Here is a 23,580-nt window from a genome sequence, read left to right on the forward strand (position 1 = left end):
CACCTCTGTGTTAATTGTTACTTTGCTTATCGCTCCGTAACAGTGTTTGCTTTGATAATCTATGATTATCGACCATTTAAATTCTGTATAGATACTACACCCAGTTTATTATCTGTCAAATTTTTTTCATTTTTAGGGAACTTTTTAAAAACATTTAAAAATCAATAACTTGAAAAAATCTCCAAAATTTTATTATAAAATAATAATAACTTCAAAAATAGTAAAATAAGAAATTATATTTTTTATCTATTTGAAAAATAAAGAATAAATTTATATTTTTATGGTTATTTATTGCTATTTATAAAAAGTTTCGATTTTTTAAAGATTTTTTCAATAATGTGATTTAAATCACAGGAAAAAAATTTTTTTGATTAAAAAATCAACTTGTTTTTTCTAAAAATTTGTTTTTATCTTGCTTTTTAAAAAAAGCTATGCGCAAAAAAAATCACATCTACTAAGTTGTAGGGAATGTATTTTGAAGAGAAAAAAAGGAAATATTCCTAATTAGTTAGAGTATTTATACTAATTTCCGCTACAAAAAAGATACATTTTACATTTAATTGTTTAATTATTGTTCGTTTTATATCGTTTTTTCCAGATTTAATAATGAAAAATACATTCCCTACAACTTAGCGAAAAGGGCATAAAAATTTGCTGATCCTTGATTCATCAAATAAATAACTAAAAAAATATGGGCATCTGTTTATTACTGTTACGGAGCGATAAGCAAAGTAACAATTAACACAGAGGTGTCAATTATGAAAAAAACATTAGTCGCATTGGCAGTTGCAGCAGTAGCAGCCACTTCCGCAAACGCAGCCGTAGTTTATAACCAGGATGGTACTAAGGTTGAAGTTGCCGGATCTTTCCGTGTACTTCTCTCTAAAAATACCGGAGAACGTGCAGATCTTAAAAATGCAGGTTCTCGTGTCATTATTAAAGGAACTCAAGATTTAGGTGATGGTTACAGTGCATTAGCTAATTTAGAAATTCGTTTTGATGCCAATGATAAAAAATCATTTGGTGATATTGAAGCGAAACGTGTTTATGCCGGTTTTGCAAAAGAGGGTGTAGGTACTTTAACCTTTGGTAAACAACCAACCAATCTTGATGATGTTGCTGTTTCAGACTATACCTATGATTTGGGTGGTATAAAACAAACTAAAACTGATGGCGATAAAGTGGCGAAATTCCGTTCTGCAGATTTTGCCGGCTTTAGCTTCGGTCTAGATTATCTCTTTGGTGAAAAAAATAAAGATGAATTTAACAACGGCTCAGGATTTGGCGTATCTGCATTTTATACTACACCAGAATTTGCAGCTGATACTAAATTAAACTTTGAAGCAGGTTTTTCACAAGTCAAAGTGGATGAATATAAAAATGCTCCTATTAAAGAACATAAAGTAAATGCTTTCTTAGTAGGCGCTGAATTGGTATCTGGTCCATTCTCTCTTGGTGTTGACTATTCACAGAAAAAAGCAACAGATGATTTTGATGGAATCGGCTACAAATTTGATAAAGAACTACATGCCGAAGCAATTCCATTTAATAAATTGCGTGCATTAGAAGTGGGTGCTAAATATAAATACTTAGACAATGCTTCTCTTTATGGTGAATATATTAATGGTAAAGCAACTTCAGCAGATGGTGAAAAATATACTAAGCTTAATGCCTATATCTTAGGTACAGATTATTGGTTTACTAAATCTGTAGTCACTTACTTAGAAGCTGGTACATTTAAGTATAAAAACCAAGCTAGTGAAAAATATAATGATAATAGAGTTGGCGTAGGCTTCCGCGTTTACTTCTAATTGTTATCTATAAACATACCTCTATACCCCGAGAGTTTTCTCGGGGTTTTTTTATAATTAATTAAATCCATTACGCAATAATGTTGCATATACAATCAATACACAATACAATTTGTATATTGATTGTGTATTAGTAGATAATGGAGAGAATTATGCGTACTGCAGCGATTAACTTACGAGCCGAACCCAGTCAGCGTGATTTAATTGATTATGCTGCGTCTTTGCTTGGTAAAACGCGGTCCGATTTTATGCTGGATGCCGCCTGCATCTATGCTCAAAATGTGATTTTAGATAGAACAGTATTCCAATTAAATGATGAAAAATTTAATCGTTTTATTGAGATACTGGAGCAACCTCATTCAACAAATGCCGGTCTAGAAAAATTAATGAATATTAAATCACCGTGGGAGTAAAAATGTATTCCGCACCTGAATTATTGAAGTCCCATCATCATTTGAGCTTGTTCGATTGCGGTGAAGAGGTGCTAAATTTGTGGCTTAAGCGTAATGCCTTGAAAAATCAGCAAAATCAAGCAAGTAGAACATTTGTGATTTGCAACGAAAATGTTGTTGTCGGTTTTTATGCTTTAGCCGCAGGATCAGTAACGCATCAGTTTGTATCCGGTGCATTAAAACGTAATATGCCCGAACCGATTCCCGTTATTGTGTTAGGCAGACTCGCCATAGACGTGAAATATCAAGGGCAAAAATTAGGTGCTGCTTTGCTTAAAGATGCGGTATTACGAGCAAAAATTGTAGCAGAACAAGTCGGCGTGAAAGCCTTGTTGGTACACGCACTTAACGATAATGCAAGGCGATTTTATTTAAATTATGGGTTTCAACCCTCTCCTATTGATGACAGATTATTAATGTTGAAATTGTGATGAGTTCAAAAGATAGCCCTCTTTTCACAGAGGGCTAAGATTTTTTAGCGATTATCTCTTGGTCGGGCATCGGACAGTATTGACTGTTTGTCGTTAAAAATTAATCTCTTAAAATTGCTTCAACAATATCTTGTACTTCAGACAAAATATAATTAGGTACAGATTCAACTTTTTGGGCATTTCTGCCTCTAAAATCGATTATTCTGGCTTGGTATGCAACAATAACTCCTTGTGTTTTACAACCGGTTCCACTTAGGGTGACGGCAAAACCGTTATCTCTGGCAAGTGCGGCATTTCCTTGTGTAATAGGCGCAATCATCATAAAGCCTAAATTATGAAACGTTTTATCGCTTAATACTAATGCTGGGCGTCTTTCACCTTGCAACTCTTTGCCAACCACTGGGTTTAAGCAAACTGTGATGATATCGCCTCTTTTTATTGCAGATTTTGCCATTAAATTTCGCTTCCTGTCGGTTGTAGATCATCCCATTCTTTGATGGTAGGTAACTCTTTAGATGCAGTCATTGCGATGCGTTCGTTTAATGTTAATCTTTTTGTTGTTTTTTTATGAGACACAACGACTACTCTAAGTGTATTATCATCAATTTGTTCTAATTCTAAAAAATCACCCATATCAAGGTTCATAGAATTAGTAAGCTCTTTTGGTAGGCGAATGGCTTTACTATTTCCCCATTGTTTTATTTGTAATCTCATATTCATCAGATATCTCCCTATGTTCGTTGGTTGATGTATCATTTAGTGATACGTTATTGTGTCATTTTTTAATCTGATGTCAATCATCTGCGGATGTTTATGGGGTTTTTAGCAAATCTGTACCGGTTGAAAATGTGATGAGCTAAAAGGCGCGTTTAATCTCGATAACAAAGCCCTCTTTCACAGAGGGCTATGATGATATAGCGAAAGTTAATCTTGCGGAATTAAGTCTAAAAATTGCTGTTCGGTTAAGACTTTTATGCCCAAACTTTCGGCTTTCTGCAATTTTGAACCTGCGTTATCGCCGGCAATAACAAAATCGGTTTTGCTGGAAACACTGCCGGTAACTTTACAGCCTAACTGCAATAACAACGCTTTCGCCTGATCGCGCGTCATTTGTGTTAATGTGCCGGTAAGTACTACGGTTTTTTCTTTAAGTGGATTATCAGAAATTTCTTTGATAGCGACATCATCCCAAGTTACTCCCTGTTCAATCAATTTTTCTACTACGTTGCGGTTATGCTCTTCTTGCCAGAACAGAATAATGCGGTTAGCGACAACTTCGCCGATATCTTGCACCTGCTGTAACTGTTCAAATGTGGCGTTTTTAATGTTTTCCAAAGTATGAAAATGGTTTGCCAAATTGCGTGCAGTTGCTTCTCCAACTTCACGGATACCCAACGCAAAAAGGAAACGGGCAAGGGTGGTTTTTTTTGCTTTTTCGATACTGGCAAGCGCTTTTTCTGCTGATTTTGCCCCCATACGCTCTAACCCCATCAAGGTTTCTTTGCTTAAGGTGAAGAGATCAGCAGGCGTATGTAGATATTCACGATCTACCAATTGTTCGATTAACTTATCGCCGACACCGTCAATATCCATTGCTTTGCGTGAAACGAAATGTTTTAAGCCCTCTTTCCGTTGTGCTTCGCATACCAATCCACCGGTACAACGGGCAACTGCTTCGCCGTCAATACGTACAATTGCTGAATCACAAACCGGACAGCGAGTTGGGAAAATTATCGGTTTAGCATCTGGTGGACGGCGATTGTGAACCACACCGATAATTTGCGGAATCACATCACCGGCACGGCGGATAATAACGGTATCGCCGATTGCAATATCTAAACGAGCAATTTCATCTCCGTTGTGCAGTGTTGCATTGCTGACAGTTACACCGGCAACATAAACAGGTTCAAGTTTCGCTACCGGTGTGATCGCTCCAGTGCGTCCTACCTGAAATTCAACATCATTTAGGATAGTTAATTCTTCTTGTGCCGGAAATTTATAGGCAATCGCCCAACGTGGTGCGCGAGAAATAAAACCAAGTTGCTCTTGTAATGCGATGCTATTCACTTTTAGCACGGTTCCATCAATATCGTAACCAAGTTGGCTACGTTTTTCAGCAATAGAATGGTAGAAACTTAAAACTTCTTGTGTGCCGTTACAAAGACGGATTTCTTTATTAACCGGAATGCCGATGCTTTTCAGCCATTGTAAACGATCATAATGAGTATTCGGTAATTCAATGCCTTCTGCAATGCCGATACCGTAAGCATTTAACATTAACGGACGATGATAAGTGACTTGCGGATCGAGTTGTCGTAGTGAACCGGCAGCAGCATTACGCGGATTGGCAAAGGTTTTTTCGCCGTGTTCCAGTGCGTGATTGTTTAAACGTTCAAAACCGTCGTGAGGCATAAAGACTTCACCACGCACTTCTAAACGAGCTGGTGGTGTAGCGGTGCGTAGTTGTAGTGGAATGTTGCGAATAGTGCGGATATTGGCGGTAATATCTTCACCGGTAATGCCATCACCACGTGTTGCCGCCTGCGTTAATTTTCCGTTGATATAAAGAATGCTGACTGCCAAACCGTCTAATTTTGGTTCACAGCAGAATGTGAATGGATCAGGCAATACACCGAGTCGATCTTCAATGCGGTGAATAAATGCAAAAAACTCTTCGTCTGAGGATGCGTTATCAAGTGATAACATTGGTAATTCGTGACGAATTTGTTGAAAACCGTTTGCCGGTTTTGCTCCAACACGTTGTGTCGGAGAGTCGTCCGTGATCAATTCGGGATGTTCAGCTTCTATACGTTTTAATTGGTTCATCATTCGATCATATTCTGCATCCGGAATTATCGGATTGTCGAGAACGTGATATTGATATTCGTGGTAACGAAGATCATTTCTTAGTTGTTCAATCTGTTGTTGAAGGGTGTTCATAATGTGCATTACTGTAAAATTTGAAATAAAAAAGTTAATCGGTAACAACCGATTAACTGTAATGAATTAAGTGTGAGTGATGAATTAACTGGCTTTTTTCTCTGCCGGTTTTTCCGTTTCCGGATCTTGTTTATAGATAGGAACACAACTTCGGCAAGCACCTTGATCAATGCCAAGTTCACGACAGAAATCATCATATTTTTTTAACCATTGTTTAAAAATACTCGGTTTCTTTTCACTTTGTGGCATAGTGTTCCTCCTTATTCAGCGTTAATCGCGGAAGTTATTAAATTGGAAAGGTTGTCCCAATTCAGCGGATTTGACTAATTGAATTACACTTTGTAAATCATCACGGGATTTTCCGGTAACACGAATTTTATCACCTTGAATTTGGGTTTGAACTTTTAATTTGGAATCTTTGATCATTTTGCTGATTTTCTTTGCAAGATCGGTCTCAATTCCCTGCTTAACTTTAATTTCTTTGGCATAGGTTTTACCGCTATGCTCGTAATTTTCCGGAATTTCCAATGCGCTTGGTTCAATATTCCGTTTTTGCATCGCATTACGCAAAATATCAATTAATTGTTCTACCTGAAAATCGGATTCAGTGGCAACCTTGATGGTTTCATTTTTTTCATTTAATTCAATTGATGCGGTTACATTGCGGAAATCCCAGCGATTGCTTAAATCACGATTGGCATTGTCCACCGCATTTTTAACTTCGTGCATAGTAATTTCTGAAACAATATCAAAAGAAGGCATTTTATTTCCTCATTATTTTTGTTGTTGAAAGTTATATTGTTGTTGATTGGCACTCAAAATACACAACAACGCGGTTAAGTCTGCGAAGTTTACCATAGTTTGTGCCTGTTGTTGTACTTTTGGTTTGGCGTGGTAAGCAACGCCAAGAGCTGCGCTTTGCATCATTAATAGATCGTTTGCACCGTCACCGATGGCGATAGTTTGTGTTGCTTCAATTTGGTATTGTTCTGTTAATTGCTGTAATACATTGGCTTTATATTGTGCATCAACGATTTCTCCCTCTACTTTGCCGGTTAAAATGCCGTTTTCAATTTCAAAACGATTGGCACAAACAGCAACTAAACTGAATTTTTTTTGTAACACTTCGGCAAAATAGGTAAAGCCACCGGAAGCGATAGCCACTTTCCAACCGAGTTTCTGTAATTCGGAGATTGTCTGCTCTAAACCGGGCATAATCGGTAAATTATTGCGTACTTGATCTAAAATGGTTGCTGGAGCGCCTTTTAAGGTGCCTACACGTTTGCGTAAACTCTGTTTGAAATCAAGTTCACCACGCATTGCACTTTCTGTAATTGAGGCAACCATTTCTCCAGTTCCGGCTAATTTTGCCACTTCATCAATACATTCAATTTGAATGGCGGTGGAGTCCATATCCATCACCAGTAAACCGGCTTTTTCAAGCAATGGATAGCCGCTGATCACAAAAAGATCAAAACCGTATTGGTGTGCAAGCTCAATATAATTTTGTGGTTGGTCGTGTTGCATCATTACACAGTGATAATCAAAAATATCCCATTCGGCAAGTAGCGAAATATCGGTAGTTTGAGCGCTGAATTGAGCTAATTTGTTAATATCGAAATTTTGGCAATAGAGTAAAAATTGCTGCTGATCGGCACGATAATTATCCGGTTTATTGATTACGGGAACGAGAGTTTGCATATAAAAAAACCTTTTTTAGAATGAAAAGAAAAGCTACAATCCGCATTTAATCACAAATTGCTCAGAATAGAAATATAAAGGTAATAACTTGCATACAGTAAGAGAGAAGAGTGTCAAAATTTTGCTACTGATCGCTATTTTGCTTGTTAGTGGTTTTACAATTGTGACTATTTTATTTGGCATAAATCAGTTTAAATTCGGTTCGCAATTGGCGAGTATTAATCAGGTGTCTAATTTGTCGCATATTTTGGTAAGACAGCAGGCTAATCTATTTTCGTCTTTATTAAATAATAATGTTTCTGTAGAGAAACTGGCGGATCAACTAACGACACTAAGTCGAGAAAAATTTGTGCTAGACGCTTCGGTTTATAGTGGCAATGGTGAGTTGTTGGCTCAAAGTCGCAATGCGCTCAATTTGCGGCAACAGTTAGGTTTAGAAGGGGAAAAATCATTGCAACAGACACAACAGATTGTTGAACCGATTTTTGATGGAAACAGTGTGATTGGCTTTTTACGAGTAACTTTTGATGGGCAATACGGGCAAACTAGTGAGAGTAAGATTAATCAACAGTTTCGTTATTTATATGCTGAAGTGATTGTTATTTTATTGGTAGGGGCTGTGATTGCCAGCAGTTTTCACCATTTTTTTCGACGCAGAAAAATTAAATTAGTGCCGATGAGAATATTAAGAAAGGTACAAGAAAATCAACAGCGTTCCAAAGCATTTCATCAACAACGCCGGCGTTTTAAGCGATAATGAAAGTGGTAATTAGTAGTAGCTACAAAAAGTGAGATCGTTATTTTGATCTCACTTTTTGTTTGATTAAACATTGGGGAATTAATGCCGTTTATGAGCCATTAACCACCAAATAATGGCTGCAAAGAAGATGCTTGGCGCTAATGCACCGATAAATGGTGGAATATTATAGACTAAACTTAATGGCCCGAAGACTTGATCCAAAACATAAAAAGCAAAACCACAACAGATTCCTGTTACCACACGTACGCCGGAAGTAACACTACGTAATGGACCGAAAATAAATGACAGTGCCAAAAGCATCATCACGCTGATAGAAATTGGTTGTAATAATTTTCTCCAATAGGTGAGTTCAAACGTTTTGGTATCTTGTCCGGTATTTTTTAAGAATTGGATATAGTCTGATAACCCTGTAATTGATAGCATACTAGGTCTTAATGACACCATCCCTAATTTATCTGGAGTAATGCTAGTTTCCCAAACTTTATTTAGATATTTTTGGTTAGTGATATGATCACCGTTTATCTCCGATTCTGAAATTTGATTAAAACGCCATTCGTTATTTGCATAAGTTGCCCGATTAGCTTGACTCATTTTTTGTAAATTACGATGTTGATCAAATTGATAGATATAAATGCCGTTTAACTGATTTTCTTTTGGAATATGTTGAATATAAACAAAACTGTTACCATCTTTCGCCCATACTGAACCTTTAACCGAAAGCAGTGAGCCACCAGTAAGCGATTTATAACGCATTTCTCTTGCAAACTGCTCCGTCTGTGGGATTCCCCATTCACCCAATGCCATATTAAGAATAACCAATGGAATAGCAACTTTCATAACCGATAAGCCGATTTGAAAACGTGAAAAACCGGAAGCTTGCATTACGACTAGCTCACTGTTTGAAGCTAAAGAGCCTAAACCGATTAACGCTCCTAGCAATGCCGCCATTGGGAAAAAAGTCTCAATATCTTTCGGAATAGTGAGCAGGGTGTAGGCGATGGCTTTAGCCGTGTCATAATTTCCTTCGCCGATAGCACGGAACTGTTCAACAAACTTGATAATGGCAGAAAGCCCGACTAATAAAAATAAAACAACAAAAATAGTCGCTAAAATTGTTTTACCGATATAACGATCTAAGGTATTAAACATAGATTAACCTCTTGCTCGTTTAAAAAGTTGGATGAATTTACTCTGGATAATCTCAGAATTGAGGATGATGCCTAAGAGTAAAAACAGGATATTGATTAAAATCATCCAATAGTGAGACTCAATTTTTCCATTGATTCCCGCCGTTTTGAGTGAACTTTGCAATAAAAAATAGATTAAATAGAGCAATAATGCAGGTATGATTTTGGCAAAACGACCTTGTCGAGGATTAACCTTGCTCAATGGAATTGCGAGCAACATCATCAATGGCACTGCTAAAAACAGGCTGATGCGCCATTGAAATTCAGCTTTGGCATTAGCGGAATTACTTCTCAATAAAGCATTACTATCTTGCATATCAAGATCGTTTTCTTCTGTTTTTGCCGCATTAAATGCTAGAAATGCCAAGTAATCCTGAAACTGGGTGATACGAAATTCCGGCAGAACTGCACTTCCTTCAAAGCGTTCTCCGTTTTTTAATGTTAATGTTTGGCTACCATCTTCTGCTGTGGAGAAACTTCCCTGTTCGGCAACGATTACAGATGGTTTCACTTTGCCGACCTGTTTAGTTTGGAACAGATAGATATCGGAAAGTTGATTGCCTTTTACTTTATCAACAAACAGCACAAAATTGCCGTTATTGGAGGAGATAAATTGTCCAGGAGTAATCGCAGATGCACTTGGATTAGCTTTTGCATTTTCTACCACTTCTACCTGTTTTTTTAATGCCCACGGTGTGAGATAAAGGGAGTTATAAGCAGCAATTACGGCAGTTACAATAGAAAGAATCAATCCCACTTTTACAAGGGCATTGGGGCCGATGCCACACGCTTGCATCACAGTAATTTCACTTTCGCTGTATAATCTTCCCAAAGTAAGTAAAAGTGCTAAAAATAGGCTAAGTGGCAACATCAGTTGTGCCATTGTCGGCATTCCTAATCCAAGCAGCGGTAAGATGACATCAACAGGAACATTACCATTGACGGCAGAGCCCAAAACGCGGACAAGTTGTTGTGCTAAAAAAATGACGAGTAAAATAAATAAAATAGCCAGTTGGCTTTTTAATGTTTCTTTGATTAGATATTTTGTCAAAATCACGGCAGCTGACCTGTGTTTTCTCTTTATTTTTGCTTGATTTTTTTATAAAAAACGATACTTTAATCAATCGTTCTCACAAGTAGATCTGTTTTCAAGTTTTTTCAAAAACATAAATTCAGGCGCATATAATACCTTGTTTCAGGGCCTAACAACAATAGAAATCATAATGAAGGAATATCAATATGGAATTTAGTGTCAAAAACGGCAGTGTTGAAAAACAACGTACTGCGTGTTTAGTGGTGGGTGTTTTCGAGCCGCGTCGCTTATCTGCATCGGCAGAGCAGTTGGATAATATCAGTAAAGGTTATATTAGTGCATTATTGAGACGTGGTGATATTGAAGGAAAAGTTGGGCAGACATTGTTATTGCATCACGTTCCTAATATTCCGGCAGATAGAATTTTATTGGTTGGTTGCGGTAAAGAACGTGAATTGGATGAAAGACAATATAAACAGATTATTCAAAAAATGGTAAAAGTTTTGAATGAAACTGGTTCAATGGAAGCTATATGTTATTTGACAGGTTTGCACATTAAGGGGCGTAATGTTTATTGGAATGTACGTTTGGCGGTGGAAGCAGCTCAGGAATCATTATATAGCTTTACTCAATTTAAGCGGGTGAAAACGGAAATTAGACGTGAATTACGTAAAATAGTATTCAATGTTCCGATGCGCCGTGAATTACCGCTAGCTGAGTCTGCAATTCAACACGCAATGGCGATCAGTAGCGGCATTAAAGAAACGAAAGATTTAGCCAATATGCCACCAAATATTTGCACGCCTCGTTATTTAGCTGATAAATCGATTGAATTAGCACAGGCTTATGACACTCTAAATAGCCACGTTGTTGATGAGCAGCAGATGGAAAAATTGGGAATGAAATCCTATTTGGCAGTTTCACAAGGATCGCGTAATGAAGCGTTTATGTCGATCATTGAATTTAAAAATAATCCTGATCCTGATGCAAAACCAATCGTTTTGGTCGGAAAAGGGCTAACTTTTGATTCTGGCGGTATTTCATTGAAGCCGGGTGCTGGTATGGATGAGATGAAGTATGATATGTGTGGTGCAGCAACCGTTTATGGTGTGATGAAAGCTGTTGCTGAATTAAATTTACCGTTAAATGTGATTGGTGTGTTGGCAGGCTGTGAAAACTTGCCTGGCGGTAATGCTTATCGTCCCGGAGATATTTTAACCACAATGTCAGGCTTAACTGTAGAAGTGTTGAATACCGATGCTGAAGGGCGTTTAGTGCTTTGTGATGCGTTAACTTATGTTGAGCGTTTTGAGCCGGAAGTAGTGATTGATATTGCAACGTTGACAGGCGCTTGTGTGGTGGCATTAGCGGGAGTCAATAGTGGATTATTTTCGCCGTTAAATAATCTAGCCAATGAGTTGCAAAATGCGGCTGATCAGTCTAATGACAAAGCTTGGCGTTTGCCGATGAATGATGAGTATAATGATTTATTGAAATCTAATTTTGCTGACTTAGCAAATGTCGGTGGGCGTTGGGGTGGTGCGATTACCGCTGCTTGTTTCTTAGCGAATTTTACCAAAAAATATAATTGGGTGCATTTGGATATTGCAGGTACAGCGTGGAAACAGGGAGCTGACAAAGGTGCAACCGGTCGTCCGGTTTCATTATTGGTGCAGTTCTTATTGAATCGCGCTAATGTTAAATTTGATATTTAATATCAGAGGTAACTTCAAATAAAAAGCGGTGTGGAGGCTTAAGATCTACACCGCTTTGTTATTTTAAGCGGTTGTTATTTAATCCGTTTTTGCAGGTAGACATAGCCATTTTGTACCAACTCCGCAAAAGGAATAAAACGTAAAGTCGCACTGTTGATGCAGTAACGCAAGCCACCGGTTTCGAGAGGACCATCTTCAAAAACGTGTCCTAAATGTGCATTGGCAATACGAGAACGCACTTCGGTACGGATCATTCCGTGGTTGGTATCACGCTGATATGTAACCACATCGGATGAAATCGGTTTGCTGAAACTTGGCCAACCACATTGTGACGGAAATTTATCAGAAGAGGCAAAAAGTGGCTCGCCACTGATTATATCGACATATAAACCTTTTTCAAAAAAATCCCAGTAACGATTTGAAAAAGGGTGTTCGGTGGCATTTAGCTGTGTAACAGCAAATGATTCTTTACTTAAATTTTGTTCGATTTCTGCTAAAGTAGGTTTATGGTATTTGTCGGCATCAATAATGACATTATCCGCTTTTCTCAGATCAATATGACAGTAGCCACTCGGATTTTTTTCTAAATAACGTTGGTGATACTCTTCTGCAGGATAGTAGTTTCGCAAAGGTTGCACCTCAACTAGCAAAGGTTGTTGCCATTTTTGCTGTTCGCGTGCCATTGCCGCATCAATAATCGGTTTTTGTCGATCATCAGTATAATAAATGCCGGTACGATATTGGATACCCAAATCATTCCCTTGTCGGTTTAAAGTGGTTGGATCGATGACACGGAAATAGTACTCAAGCAATGTTGATAAATTGATTTGAGCAGTATCATAACAGACTTTGACTGTTTCAGCGTGTCCACTACCATTACAAACTTGCTGATAGCTTGGATTTTCACTGTTACCATTGGCATAACCTGATTCGGCATCCAACACTCCACCGATAGCGGAAAAGTAGGCTTCTAATCCCCAAAAACAGCCACCGGCAAGATAAATTTCGCTGGTTAGGATTTTGTTTTGTTCTGTCATTTATACCTCACAAAATTAAAGCAATTTGTACTTAGCGAGCAACACATTAGGCATTGATTTTATTATTTGGCAGTAGAATAGGGAGAACTTCTCCCCACTGCAACAACAGTTAAATAACGGTTAGATGGTTGCCCATAAATCGTATTCATCGGCATTATGAATGGTAGCCATCACTATATCGCCAATCTTGACTTGTTGTTCACTGATATTATCAATATAAACGACACCGTCAATCTCAGGTGCATCTGCCATTGAACGCCCGATAATACCTTCTTCATCAATTTCATCGATCATTACAGGCAAGGTTTTACCGATTTTTTGTTGTAAGCGTTGGGCGGAAATTTGTTGCTGTAATTGCATAAACCGGTGGAAGCGTTCTTCTTTCACCTCTTCTGGCACTTGTTCTGCCATTTCTGTGGCTACCGCACCTTCAACCGGACTGAATTTGAAACAGCCGACACGATCCAGTTGTGCTTCTTGAATAAAATCTAATAACATTTGGAAATCTTCTTCAGTTTCACCTGGAAAACCGACAATAAATGTTGATCGTAATGTCAGTTCTGGACAGATTTCACGCCACTGTTTAATACGTTCCAATGTACGTTCGATTGAACCCGGACGTTTCATTGCTTTTAGAATTTTCGGACTGGCGTGTTGTAACGGAATATCTAAATAAGGTAAAATTTTGCCTTGTGCCATCAAAGGAATCAGCTTATCAACGTGTGGATAAGGGTAAACATAATGTAGACGCACCCAAACGCCTAATGTTCCAAGCTGTTCGCAAAGCGTAATTAAATCATTTTTAATCGGCATTCCATTCCAGAAAACAGTTTTGCTTTTTTGTTCTTTTTGATTTTTATCCAACGCATAAGCGGAAGTATCTTGAGAAACGATCAACAACTCTTTAACGCCGGCATCAACTAAACGTTTTGCTTCATCCAAAATGGTGTTGATCGGTCTGCTGTCAAGATCACCGCGCATAGATGGAATAATGCAGAAAGTGCAACGGTGATCGCAGCCTTCTGAAATTTTAACGTAAGCATAGTGTTTAGGCGTTAATTTTACCCCTTGTTTCGGCACCACATTGAGATAAGGGTTATATTCCGGTTTCGGGGCATATTTGTGGACGTGTGTCATCACCGCTTCATAACTGTGTGGGCCAGTAATTTCAAGCACTTTAGGATGTACTTCTCTAATTTGATTTTCTTTAGCACCTAAACAACCGGTAACGATAACTTTGCCGTTTTCTTCTAAGGCTTCGCCAATAGCTTCTAATGATTCTTGAACAGCACTGTCGATAAAACCGCAAGTATTGACTATCACTAAATCGGCATTGTCATAACTTGGTACAATGTTATAACCCTCTGCTCGTAGCTCGGTTAAAATACGTTCGGAATCCACTAAATTTTTAGGGCAACCAAGGCTCAAAAAGCCAATATTTGGAGTTGTTATTGTCATAATTTTGTTATCTATTTTGTAATGGAATTTTAGTAGGTGGCGAATTGTACAGAATTTGTCGATAGAAAGCGAATTTTTATCAGAGCAATTAGAAGTAACACTTTGTTCTAAATAGGTAATCCTTTGTGGTTACGTCCCAAAATGGATGGTAAAAAAATAGACAAAATCAGCTGATTTTGCTATGGTAAGACAAATTTTTTCTATCTTTATTTCAAAAAATCTAATAAAATTTCTAAAATTAGTTAATAAATTGTGAAGCTCCAAAAGCAACGCAAATGTTAATTAACAACTTTTTCAGCTGGGTGATGCATAGCTAGCAGTTTTGTGCGTCACACATTTTTTTAACCACAATAAGATAAAAGGAATAGCCCATGTCGGATATGGTAAAAAATGACGTGGATCCGATTGAAACCAACGATTGGATGTTGGCAATCGATTCAGTAATTCGTGAAGAAGGTGTTGAAAGAGCGCAATATATCATTGAACAACTCATTCAACGTGCAAGAGCTAATGACGTTTCACTTCCTACTGGAATGACAACAGACTATATTAATACCATTCCAGTTAATGAAGAACCTAATTATCCGGGTAATTTAGATCTTGAACGTCGCATTCGCAGTGTAATTCGTTGGAATGCGATTATGGCAGTATTACGTGCCTCTAAAAAGGATCTTGAATTAGGCGGACATATGGCATCATTCCAATCCTCCGCAACATTATATGAAGTTTGTTTCAACCACTTCTTTAAAGCTCGTAACGAAAAAAATGGTGGTGATTTAGTGTTCTTCCAAGGACATATTGCACCGGGAATTTATGCACGTGCATTTGTTGAAGGGCGTTTGACCGAAGAACAAATGGATAATTTCCGTCAAGAAGTTCACGGAAAAGGTATTCCTTCTTATCCTCATCCTCGCTTATTACCGGAATTTTGGCAATTCCCTACTGTTTCTATGGGGCTAGGTCCATTAAATGCAATTTATCAAGCACGTTTCTTAAAATATTTACAAAATCGTGGCTTGAAAGATACTTCAGATCAAACTGTTTATGCATTTCTTGGTGACGGTGAAATGGATGAAGTTGAATCACGCGGTGCGATTGCATTTGCTGCACGTGAAAAATTGGATAACTTAATCTTTGTTATCAACTGTAACTTACAACGTTTGGATGGACCGGTAACTGGTAACGGTAAAATTATCCAAGAATTGGAAAGCAACTTTAAGGGTGCTGGTTGGGAAGTAATTAAAGTGATTTGGGGACGTCGTTGGGATCGTTTATTGCAGAAAGACACCTCCGGCAAATTGCTTCAATTGATGATGGAAGTGGTTGATGGCGATTATCAAAACTTCAAATCTAAAGATGGTGCTTATGTTCGTGAACACTTCTTTGGGCGTTATCCAGAAACGGCGGAATTAGTTAAAGATATGACAGATGATGAAATCTGGGCATTGAACCGTGGTGGTCACGATCCGATTAAAGTATTTGCTGCATTCAATAAAGCGAAACAAGTTAAAGGCAAACCGGTTGTTATCCTTGTTAAAACGATCAAAGGTTATGGTATGGGGGATGCAGCGGAAGGTAAAAACATCGCTCACCAAGTTAAGAAAATGGATCTTTCCGGCGTTAAACACGTTCGTGATCAATTTAATGTGCCTGTTTCCGATGCTGATCTTGAAAAACTTCCATATGTGACTTTCGCTGAAGGTTCAGATGAGTACAAATATCTTCACGAACGCCGTCAAGCATTACAAGGCTATTTACCGACTCGTTTACCACGTTTTACTCAAGAATTTAAAGTGCCTGGAATTGAAGAGTTTTCTCAATTATTTGAAGCTCAAGCACGTCCTATTTCAACCACAATGGCATTTGTACGTACATTAAATATATTGTTGAAAGATAAATCTATTGGTAAACATATCGTTCCAATCGTAGCCGATGAAGCGCGTACTTTCGGTATGGAAGGTTTATTCCGTCAAATCGGTATCTACAATCCGCACGGTCAGCACTATGTTCCACAAGATCGTGAACAGGTTGCATATTATCGTGAAGCGACTGATGGACAAGTCTTACAGGAAGGTATCAATGAACAGGGTGCAACTGCATCTTGGTTAGCAGCAGCTACTTCATATAGCACTAACGATTTACCGATGATTCCATTCTTCGTTTATTACTCAATGTTTGGTTTCCAACGTGTTGGTGATTTAATGTGGTTGGCAGGAGACCAACGTGCGCGTGGCTTTATGATTGGTGGTACATCTGGTCGTACAACCTTGAATGGTGAAGGTTTACAACACGAAGACGGACATAGTCACATTCAATCATTAACCATTCCAAGTTGTGTTTCTTATGACCCTGCATTTGCATTTGAAGTACCAGTTATTATCCAAGACGGTGTACGCCGTATGTATGGCCCGGATCAAGAAGATGTTTATTACTATATCACTACATTAAACGAAACCTATGATCAACCGGCAATGCCGAAAGGTGCGGAAGAGGGTATTCGTAAAGGTATCTATAAATTTGAAACCGTAACCGGTCAAGGTAAAGGTAAGGTTCAGTTACTAGGTTCAGGTGCCATTCTTCGTCACGTACGCGAGGCAGCACAATTATTGGCAAATGACTTTGGTGTATCTTCAGATGTTTATAGCGTAACTTCTTTTACTGAGTTAGCAAGAGAAGGTAACGAAATTGAACGTTACAACACGTTGCATCCGGAAGAAGAAGCAAAAGTGCCATATATTGCTAAAGTTATGAATGATGCGCCGGCAATTGCGGCAACCGACTATATGCGTTTATTTGCTGACCAAGTTCGTGCGTATGTTCCGGCAAGCAGCTATTTGGTGTTAGGTACTGATGGTTTCGGTCGCTCAGACAGCCGTGAAAATTTACGTTCACACTTTGAAGTTGATGCACATCACGTTGTGGTGGCGGCATTATCTCAATTAGTGAAGGCCGGCACTTTAGATAAGAAAGTGTTAGTTGAAGCCATTAAGAAATATGGTATCGATACCGATAAAGCGTATTCTTTACACGCATAATGAACTGTAACAATCACAAAGGATATAAATTATGTCAAAACAAATTGCTATTCCAGATATCGGTGGTGATGAAGTTACTGTAACAGAAGTTATGGTTAAAGTTGGTGACACCATTGATGTTGATCAAAGTGTGATCAATGTTGAAGGCGATAAAGCCTCAATGGAAGTACCAGCACCGGAAGCAGGTGTGGTAAAAGAAGTATTGGTAAAAGTGGGTGATAAAGTTTCTACCGGTACTCCTATGTTGGTATTAGAAGCAGCGGGTGCGTCAGCACCTGCTCCTGCAGCGGAAGCAGTGCCATCTCCAGCGGCAGCACCGACTGCAGCAGCTTCTGTTGTTGATGTTCAGGTTCCGGATATCGGCGGAGATGAAGTTAACGTTACTGAAATTATGGTTGCAGTAGGCGATACTGTTAGCGAAGAACAGTCATTAATCACCGTTGAAGGCGATAAAGCTTCAATGGAGGTGCCTGCGCCATTTGCTGGTGTGGTAAAAGAAATTTTAGTTAAATCAGGTGACAAAGTTTCTACCGGTTCATTGATTATGCGTTTTGAAATTGCCGGCGCAGCAGCTGCAGCAGCACCTTCTCCTGCAGCGGAAGAGACTCAGGTGGCAGCACCTGCGGTTAGTGGAGGTGTTCAGGACGTTCACGTTCCGGATATCGGCGGAGATGAAGTGAATGTGACCGAAATTATGGTAGCAGTAGGTGACAGCGTTGCTGAAGAACAATCATTAATTACGGTTGAAGGTGATAAGGCTTCAATGGAAGTACCTGCTCCTTTTTCCGGTGTAGTAAAAGAAATTTTAATTAAATCAGGAGATAAGGTTTCTACCGGTTCATTAATTATGCGCTTTGAAGTGGCTGGTGCAGCGCCGGCGACAGCTCCAGCACAACAACCTGCAACAGCGCCTGCTCCTCAAGCGACAGCAGCAGCGCCTGCTCCAGCAGCTTCTAATGAAGATGTGACTAAGAGCGCAAGTTTCGCTCACGCAACTCCGGTTGTTCGTCGTTTAGCGCGTGAATTTGGTGTGAATCTTGATAAAGTGAAAGGTACAGGTCGTAAAGGTCGTATCTTAAAAGAAGACGTTCAAGCTTATGTTAAAGCGGCTATTAAAGCGGTTGAAAGTGGCTCTGTTTCTACATCGGCTGCTGGAGGTAATGTCGGATCAGGTTTAGGATTGTTGCCGTGGCCGAAAGTTGATTTCAGCAAATTCGGTGAAACTGAAGAAGTTGAATTAGGTCGCATCAAGAAGATTTCCGGTGCTAACTTACACCGTAACTGGGTAATGATCCCTCATGTAACACAATGGGATAAAGCAGATATTACTGAGCTAGAAAAATTCAGAAAAGAGCAAAATGTATTAGCTGAAAAACAGAAACTTGATGTTAAAATTACTCCGCTTGTCTTTATTATGAAAGCGGTAGCAAAAGCGTTGGAAGCTTATCCAAACTTCAATAGTTCAATTACTGAAGATGCACAACGTCTAATCTTGAAGAAATACATCAATATCGGCGTGGCGGTAGATACACCAAATGGGTTGGTTGTACCAGTATTTAAAGATGTTAATAAGAAAGGTGTTATTGAACTTTCTCGTGAATTGGCAACAATGTCAAAGAAAGCGCGTGCAGGTAAATTAACAGCTTCAGATATGCAAGGCGGATGCTTTACTATCTCAAGTTTAGGTGGTATCGGTGGTACTCACTTTACCCCTATCGTTAATGCACCAGAAGTGGCAATTTTAGGGGTTTCTCGTTCAGAGATGACACCGGTGTGGAATGGTAAAGAATTTACACCACGTTTGATGTTGCCATTGTCATTGTCTTACGATCACCGAGTGATTGATGGGGCGGACGGTGCACGCTTTATTACCTATATTAGTGGTGTGTTGTCGGATTTACGCCGCTTAGTCATGTAGTAATGGAAACGAAAGCCTGAGTTGATCAGGCTTTTGTTATAATTAATTTAATTGCCGTCCTAACATTTTGTTAGAGAAAAAATCAAGAGGCTTAACATGAATAAAGAAATTAAAACACAAGTAGTTGTTTTAGGTGCTGGTCCTGCAGGATATTCAGCGGCATTCCGTTGTGCAGATTTAGGGTTGGAAACCGTTATTATTGAACGTTTTTCAACTCTTGGTGGGGTATGCTTAAACGTAGGTTGTATTCCGTCTAAAGCATTATTGCACGTTGCTAAAGTGATTGAAGAAGCTAAATCTTTAGCTGAGCACGGTATTGTTTTCGGTGAACCAAAAACCGATATTGAAAAAATTCGTGGTTGGAAAGAGAAAGTTATCAGTCAATTAACCGGTGGTTTAGCTGGTATGGCAAAAATGCGTAAAGTTCAAATCGTAAACGGTTATGGAAAATTTGCCAGTGCAAACAGCATTATTGTTGCCGGAGAAGAAGGTGAAACTAAAATTACATTTGATAACGCAATCATTGCTGCGGGCTCTCGTCCAATTCAATTGCCGTTTATTCCACACGATGATCCGCGCGTTTGGGATTCAACAGATGCATTAAAACTTAAAGAAGTACCTGAAAAATTATTGATTATGGGTGGTGGTATTATTGGTCTTGAAATGGGAACTGTTTACCACGCACTAGGTTCACAAATTGATGTTGTGGAAATGTTTGATCAGGTTATTCCTGCAGCGGATAAAGATGTGGTTAAGATCTTTACTAAACGTATTGAGAAAAAATTCAACCTTTTATTAGAAACTAAAGTAACTGCGGTAGAAGCAAAAGAAGACGGTATTTATGTTTCTATGGAAGGAAAAGGCGCAAATGAAACTCGTCGTTATGATGCCGTGTTAGTTGCTATCGGTCGTACACCGAACGGTAAATTAATCGATGCACAAGTGGCAGGTGTTGAAGTGGATGAACGTGGCTTTATTCGTACCGATAAACAGATGCGTACTAACGTTCCTCATATCTTTGCAATTGGTGATATTGTTGGTCAACCAATGTTGGCTCACAAAGGTGTTCACGAAGGTCACGTCGCGGCAGAAGTGATTGCCGGACAAAAACACTATTTTGATCCGAAAGTGATCCCATCTATTGCTTATACTGAACCTGAAGTGGCTTGGGTTGGTAAAACAGAAAAAGAATGTAAAGCCGAAGGCATTTCCTATGAAGTGGCAACTTTCCCTTGGGCTGCATCAGGTCGTGCGATTGCTTCAGACTGCTCGGATGGTATGACAAAACTTATTTTCGATAAGAATACACACCGTGTAATTGGTGGGGCAATTGTTGGAACTAACGGGGGTGAATTATTAGGTGAAATCGGTCTTGCAATTGAAATGGGTTGTGATGCGGAAGATTTGGCATTAACAATTCACGCTCACCCTACATTACACGAATCTGTCGGTTTAGCGGCAGAAGTATTTGAAGGTACAGTAACTGATTTACCGAACGCAAAAGCGAAAAAGAAAAAATAATTTGTTAAGAACTCATTAAGTTTATACTACAATCTAAAATCTGCACATTGACCAAAAGTTGAGGTGCAGATTTTTTACTTATTTAGATGAAAAAGACCTATTACCCTTGATATCAAAAAAAGTTCCCCCATATACCTCAAACTATAGAAATAGACAAGAGAACTATAATTATGAGCAAAGAGTTACCACAAAAACAGATTCCTGTCTTACCGTTACGGGATGTTGTCGTGTTTCCACATATCGTAATGCCGCTATATGTAGGAAGAACAAAGTCTATCCGTAGTCTTGATGAAGCGATGGATAGTGGCAAAGATATTTTATTAGTGACTCAAAAAGAAGCTAATTTGGAAGAGCCGACTGCAAAAGATATTTACCAAATAGGAACAGTTGCTACTATTATTCAATTGTTGAAATTGCCGGATGGCACAGTAAAGGTACTTGTCGAAGGAAAATCAAGAGCGAAAGTGCTTTCATTTGAGAGTGAGGAATATTATTCTGCCGAGATAAGTGAAATCACTGAGATCGTAGATAATGATGTTGAGTTGGATGTTATTCAGACGACAGTTTTAACTGAATTGGATAAATTTGCACATCAACAACATAATAAAGTTAAACCTGAAGTATTGACCGCATTGAAAGATATTCACGATCCGAAAAAACTGGTTGATACTTTAGCAGGCAATATACCATTCTCATTAGAGAAAAAGCAGACATTATTGGAACAAGATAATGTCTTTGCTCGCTTTGAAATGTTACTAGGGTTAATTCAAGCGGAAATGGAAATCAGTAGCTTGGATAAAAAAATTCGTGATCGTGTGAAAAAACAGATGGAAAAAAATCAACGCGATTACTATTTGAATGAACAGATTAAAGCAATACAAAAAGAGCTTGGTGAAGTAGAAACTGTTGAAAATGAAGTACAACAATTAAAGAAAAAAATTGCTGATGCAAAAATGCCTAAAGAGGTTCAAGAAAAGGCGGAATCGGAATTACAAAAATTAAAAATGATGTCGCCGATGTCAGCGGAAGCCACTGTGGTTCGTACTTATATTGATTGGATGGTACAAGTACCGTGGCATAAACGCACTAAGGTGAAAAAAGATCTAAAACAGGCGGAAGAAATTTTAAATAATGATCATTATGGATTGGAACGTGTTAAAGAACGCATTCTAGAATATTTAGCGGTACAAACTCGTACCAATCAGATTCGTGGACCAATTTTATGTTTGGTAGGGCCTCCGGGGGTTGGTAAAACTTCATTGGGGCAATCTATTGCTCAAGCTACCGGTCGTAAATATGTGAGAATAGCGTTAGGTGGCGTGCGTGATGAAGCTGAAATTCGTGGTCATCGTCGAACTTATATTGGTGCTTTGCCGGGTAAACTTATCCAAAATATGGCGAAAGTGGGTGTGAAAAACCCATTATTCTTGTTGGATGAAATTGATAAGTTGGGTGCGGATATGCGTGGCGATCCGGCATCAGCGTTATTGGAGGTGTTAGATCCGGAACAGAACAACACATTCAGTGATCATTATCTTGAGGTAGATTATGATCTTTCCGATGTGATGTTTGTTGCCACTTCCAACTCAATGAATATACCGGGACCGTTACTTGATCGTATGGAAGTCATTCGTCTTTCTGGTTATACCGAGGATGAAAAACTGAACATTGCAATGCGTCATTTGTTGAACAAACAGATGGAACGTAATGGTTTGAAAGCAAAAGAGTTAATCGTTAAAGAAGAAGCAATTTTAGATATTATTCGTTATTACACACGTGAAGCGGGTGTACGTAATTTAGAACGAGAAATTTCTAAAATCTGCCGTAAAGCAGTGAAGAATTTATTATTGGATAAATCCTTGAAACAAGTTGTTGTTGATAGTAGTAATCTACACGATTATCTTGGTGTCCGACGTTTTGAATACGGCAAAGCAGATAATCAAAACCGTGTTGGAGAAGTTACTGGTTTGGCGTGGACAGAAGTTGGAGGTGATTTATTAACTATTGAAGCGGCTTCAGTGTCAGGCAAAGGTAAATTAAATTACACTGGTTCTTTGGGTGATGTAATGAAAGAATCCATTCAGGCAGCAATGACGGTAGTTCGTGCTAGAGCTGAACAGTTGGGTATTAATGCGGATTTCTATGAAAAACGAGATATTCATATTCACGTTCCTGAAGGGGCAACCCCGAAAGATGGCCCAAGTGCAGGGATAGCAATGTGTACCGCTTTGGTTTCTTGCTTAACCGGTAATCCTGTGCGTGCCGATGTGGCAATGACAGGTGAAATTACTTTGCGTGGTAAAGTGTTGCCAATCGGTGGCTTAAAAGAGAAATTATTGGCAGCACACCGTGGAGGTATTAAGCGCGTCTTAATTCCGAAAGATAATGTCAAAGATCTTGAAGAAATTCCGGAAAATGCGAAATCTGCATTGGATATTCGTCCGGTTGAAACTATTGATGAAGTTTTGGCATTGGCACTGGAAAAACCACCGGTCGGGATTGAGGTAGTGAAAAATTTAGCCACTCCGAAAAAACGTAGTAGTAAAAATATGACATCAACTGTCAATTAATCAGCAAAAAG

The 23,580-nt window shown here is 38.7% G+C and carries 19 protein-coding genes; 9 read left to right on the forward strand and 10 right to left on the reverse strand.

The window, feature by feature from the left end; genetic code table 11:
- Positions 1–758: 758 nt before the first annotated feature.
- From QV04_RS04915 to QV04_RS04925, 3 genes are all read left to right on the forward strand, one after another.
- On the forward strand, positions 759–1,811 hold the full coding sequence (locus QV04_RS04915; protein WP_039135861.1) for a porin: 1,053 nt from the start codon (positions 759–761) through the stop codon (positions 1,809–1,811).
- A gap of 152 nt (positions 1,812–1,963) precedes the next feature.
- On the forward strand, positions 1,964–2,224 hold the full coding sequence (locus QV04_RS04920) for a DUF1778 domain-containing protein (RefSeq protein ID WP_021462499.1): 261 nt from the start codon (positions 1,964–1,966) through the stop codon (positions 2,222–2,224).
- 2 nt (positions 2,225–2,226) lie between these two features.
- Positions 2,227–2,694 carry a GNAT family N-acetyltransferase gene (locus QV04_RS04925; RefSeq protein WP_018345767.1) on the forward strand — a complete coding sequence of 156 codons (468 nt, stop codon included), beginning with the start codon at positions 2,227–2,229 and terminating at the stop codon, positions 2,692–2,694.
- 100 nt (positions 2,695–2,794) lie between these two features.
- On the opposite strand, the gene QV04_RS04930 is transcribed toward QV04_RS04925, so the two are convergent.
- The 6 genes from QV04_RS04930 to serB all read right to left on the reverse strand — a co-directional run bounded on the left by QV04_RS04930 (position 2,795) and on the right by serB (position 7,335).
- Positions 2,795–3,148: a type II toxin-antitoxin system PemK/MazF family toxin gene (locus tag QV04_RS04930; RefSeq protein WP_039135860.1), complete on the reverse strand. Its 354-nt coding sequence runs from the start codon at positions 3,146–3,148 to the stop codon at positions 2,795–2,797.
- Complete coding sequence (locus QV04_RS04935; RefSeq protein WP_039135859.1) at positions 3,148–3,414, reverse strand: AbrB/MazE/SpoVT family DNA-binding domain-containing protein; 267 nt, start codon at positions 3,412–3,414, stop codon at positions 3,148–3,150. Before QV04_RS04935 ends, QV04_RS04930 begins: the two co-directional genes overlap by 1 nt.
- A 204-nt stretch (positions 3,415–3,618) precedes the next feature.
- Positions 3,619–5,634, reverse strand: coding sequence for an NAD-dependent DNA ligase LigA (gene ligA / locus QV04_RS04940; protein ID WP_052121818.1), 2,016 nt, complete (start codon positions 5,632–5,634; stop codon positions 3,619–3,621).
- Positions 5,635–5,718: 84 nt separating this feature from the next.
- Positions 5,719–5,883, reverse strand: a complete 165-nt coding sequence (locus QV04_RS11615) for a DUF5363 family protein (RefSeq protein ID WP_167333068.1) — start codon at positions 5,881–5,883, stop codon at positions 5,719–5,721.
- Positions 5,884–5,904: 21 nt separating this feature from the next.
- Positions 5,905–6,396, reverse strand: coding sequence for a YajQ family cyclic di-GMP-binding protein (locus tag QV04_RS04945; RefSeq protein WP_039135857.1), 492 nt, complete (start codon positions 6,394–6,396; stop codon positions 5,905–5,907).
- 12 nt (positions 6,397–6,408) lie between these two features.
- Positions 6,409–7,335: a phosphoserine phosphatase gene (serB, locus tag QV04_RS04950; RefSeq protein ID WP_039135856.1), complete on the reverse strand. Its 927-nt coding sequence runs from the start codon at positions 7,333–7,335 to the stop codon at positions 6,409–6,411.
- A gap of 88 nt (positions 7,336–7,423) precedes the next feature.
- Between serB and QV04_RS04955 the strand changes: the two genes are divergently transcribed.
- Positions 7,424–8,092 (forward strand): YtjB family periplasmic protein, encoded by a 669-nt coding sequence (locus QV04_RS04955; RefSeq protein WP_039135855.1) that lies wholly within the window; start codon positions 7,424–7,426, stop codon positions 8,090–8,092.
- A gap of 81 nt (positions 8,093–8,173) precedes the next feature.
- Here QV04_RS04955 and lptG read toward each other — a convergent pair whose 3' ends face one another.
- Both lptG and lptF read right to left on the reverse strand, forming a co-directional pair.
- Complete coding sequence (gene lptG, locus QV04_RS04960) at positions 8,174–9,244, reverse strand: LPS export ABC transporter permease LptG (RefSeq protein WP_039135854.1); 1,071 nt, start codon at positions 9,242–9,244, stop codon at positions 8,174–8,176.
- 3 nt (positions 9,245–9,247) lie between these two features.
- A complete protein-coding gene (gene lptF, locus QV04_RS04965) occupies positions 9,248–10,339 on the reverse strand; it encodes an LPS export ABC transporter permease LptF (RefSeq protein WP_039135853.1) in 1,092 nt (363 codons plus the stop codon).
- A 182-nt stretch (positions 10,340–10,521) separates the two neighbouring features.
- Between lptF and pepA the strand changes: the two genes are divergently transcribed.
- Entirely contained in the window at positions 10,522–12,030 is a 1,509-nt protein-coding gene (pepA, locus tag QV04_RS04970) for a leucyl aminopeptidase (protein ID WP_039135852.1), read from the forward strand.
- A 74-nt stretch (positions 12,031–12,104) separates the two neighbouring features.
- On the opposite strand, the gene msrB is transcribed toward pepA, so the two are convergent.
- On the reverse strand, positions 12,105–13,067 hold the full coding sequence (msrB, locus tag QV04_RS04975) for a peptide-methionine (R)-S-oxide reductase MsrB (RefSeq protein ID WP_065233259.1): 963 nt from the start codon (positions 13,065–13,067) through the stop codon (positions 12,105–12,107).
- Positions 13,068–13,187: 120 nt separating this feature from the next.
- Positions 13,188–14,525 carry a 30S ribosomal protein S12 methylthiotransferase RimO gene (rimO, locus tag QV04_RS04980; RefSeq protein WP_039135850.1) on the reverse strand — a complete coding sequence of 446 codons (1,338 nt, stop codon included), beginning with the start codon at positions 14,523–14,525 and terminating at the stop codon, positions 13,188–13,190.
- Positions 14,526–14,896: 371 nt separating this feature from the next.
- Here rimO and aceE point away from each other — a divergent pair, with 371 nt between their 5' ends.
- From aceE to lon, 4 genes are all read left to right on the forward strand, one after another.
- Entirely contained in the window at positions 14,897–17,560 is a 2,664-nt protein-coding gene (gene aceE / locus QV04_RS04985) for a pyruvate dehydrogenase (acetyl-transferring), homodimeric type (RefSeq protein ID WP_039171215.1), read from the forward strand.
- Between the two features lie 31 nt (positions 17,561–17,591).
- Positions 17,592–19,478: a pyruvate dehydrogenase complex dihydrolipoyllysine-residue acetyltransferase gene (gene aceF, locus QV04_RS04990; protein WP_065233260.1), complete on the forward strand. Its 1,887-nt coding sequence runs from the start codon at positions 17,592–17,594 to the stop codon at positions 19,476–19,478.
- 96 nt (positions 19,479–19,574) lie between these two features.
- Positions 19,575–20,999 (forward strand): dihydrolipoyl dehydrogenase, encoded by a 1,425-nt coding sequence (lpdA, locus tag QV04_RS04995; RefSeq protein ID WP_039135847.1) that lies wholly within the window; start codon positions 19,575–19,577, stop codon positions 20,997–20,999.
- 167 nt (positions 21,000–21,166) lie between these two features.
- The gene (lon, locus tag QV04_RS05000) at positions 21,167–23,569 is read left to right on the forward strand and encodes an endopeptidase La (protein ID WP_197494793.1); all 2,403 of its coding nucleotides are present in this window, start codon (positions 21,167–21,169) and stop codon (positions 23,567–23,569) included.
- Positions 23,570–23,580 lie beyond the last annotated feature (11 nt).

This window comes from Gallibacterium genomosp. 1, from assembly GCF_001678575.1.
GTDB lineage: Bacteria > Pseudomonadota > Gammaproteobacteria > Enterobacterales > Pasteurellaceae > Gallibacterium.

Bases quoted from the DNA above. Each gene is read 5' to 3' on its own strand.
- QV04_RS04945 (WP_039135857.1), bottom strand. From the start codon at position 6,396: ATGCCTTCTTTTGATATTGTTTCAGAAATTACTATGCACGAAGTTAAA.
- QV04_RS04915 (WP_039135861.1), top strand. From the start codon at position 759: ATGAAAAAAACATTAGTCGCATTGGCAGTTGCAGCAGTAGCAGCCACT.
- msrB (WP_065233259.1), bottom strand. From the start codon at position 13,067: ATGACAGAACAAAACAAAATCCTAACCAGCGAAATTTATCTTGCCGGT.
- ligA (WP_052121818.1), bottom strand. From the start codon at position 5,634: ATGAACACCCTTCAACAACAGATTGAACAACTAAGAAATGATCTTCGT.
- aceF (WP_065233260.1), top strand. From the start codon at position 17,592: ATGTCAAAACAAATTGCTATTCCAGATATCGGTGGTGATGAAGTTACT.
- QV04_RS11615 (WP_167333068.1), bottom strand. From the start codon at position 5,883: ATGCCACAAAGTGAAAAGAAACCGAGTATTTTTAAACAATGGTTAAAA.
- QV04_RS04935 (WP_039135859.1), bottom strand. From the start codon at position 3,414: ATGAATATGAGATTACAAATAAAACAATGGGGAAATAGTAAAGCCATT.
- lptG (WP_039135854.1), bottom strand. From the start codon at position 9,244: ATGTTTAATACCTTAGATCGTTATATCGGTAAAACAATTTTAGCGACT.
- pepA (WP_039135852.1), top strand. From the start codon at position 10,522: ATGGAATTTAGTGTCAAAAACGGCAGTGTTGAAAAACAACGTACTGCG.
- rimO (WP_039135850.1), bottom strand. From the start codon at position 14,525: ATGACAATAACAACTCCAAATATTGGCTTTTTGAGCCTTGGTTGCCCT.
- aceE (WP_039171215.1), top strand. From the start codon at position 14,897: ATGTCGGATATGGTAAAAAATGACGTGGATCCGATTGAAACCAACGAT.
- serB (WP_039135856.1), bottom strand. From the start codon at position 7,335: ATGCAAACTCTCGTTCCCGTAATCAATAAACCGGATAATTATCGTGCC.
- QV04_RS04920 (WP_021462499.1), top strand. From the start codon at position 1,964: ATGCGTACTGCAGCGATTAACTTACGAGCCGAACCCAGTCAGCGTGAT.
- QV04_RS04930 (WP_039135860.1), bottom strand. From the start codon at position 3,148: ATGGCAAAATCTGCAATAAAAAGAGGCGATATCATCACAGTTTGCTTA.
- QV04_RS04925 (WP_018345767.1), top strand. From the start codon at position 2,227: ATGTATTCCGCACCTGAATTATTGAAGTCCCATCATCATTTGAGCTTG.
- lpdA (WP_039135847.1), top strand. From the start codon at position 19,575: ATGAATAAAGAAATTAAAACACAAGTAGTTGTTTTAGGTGCTGGTCCT.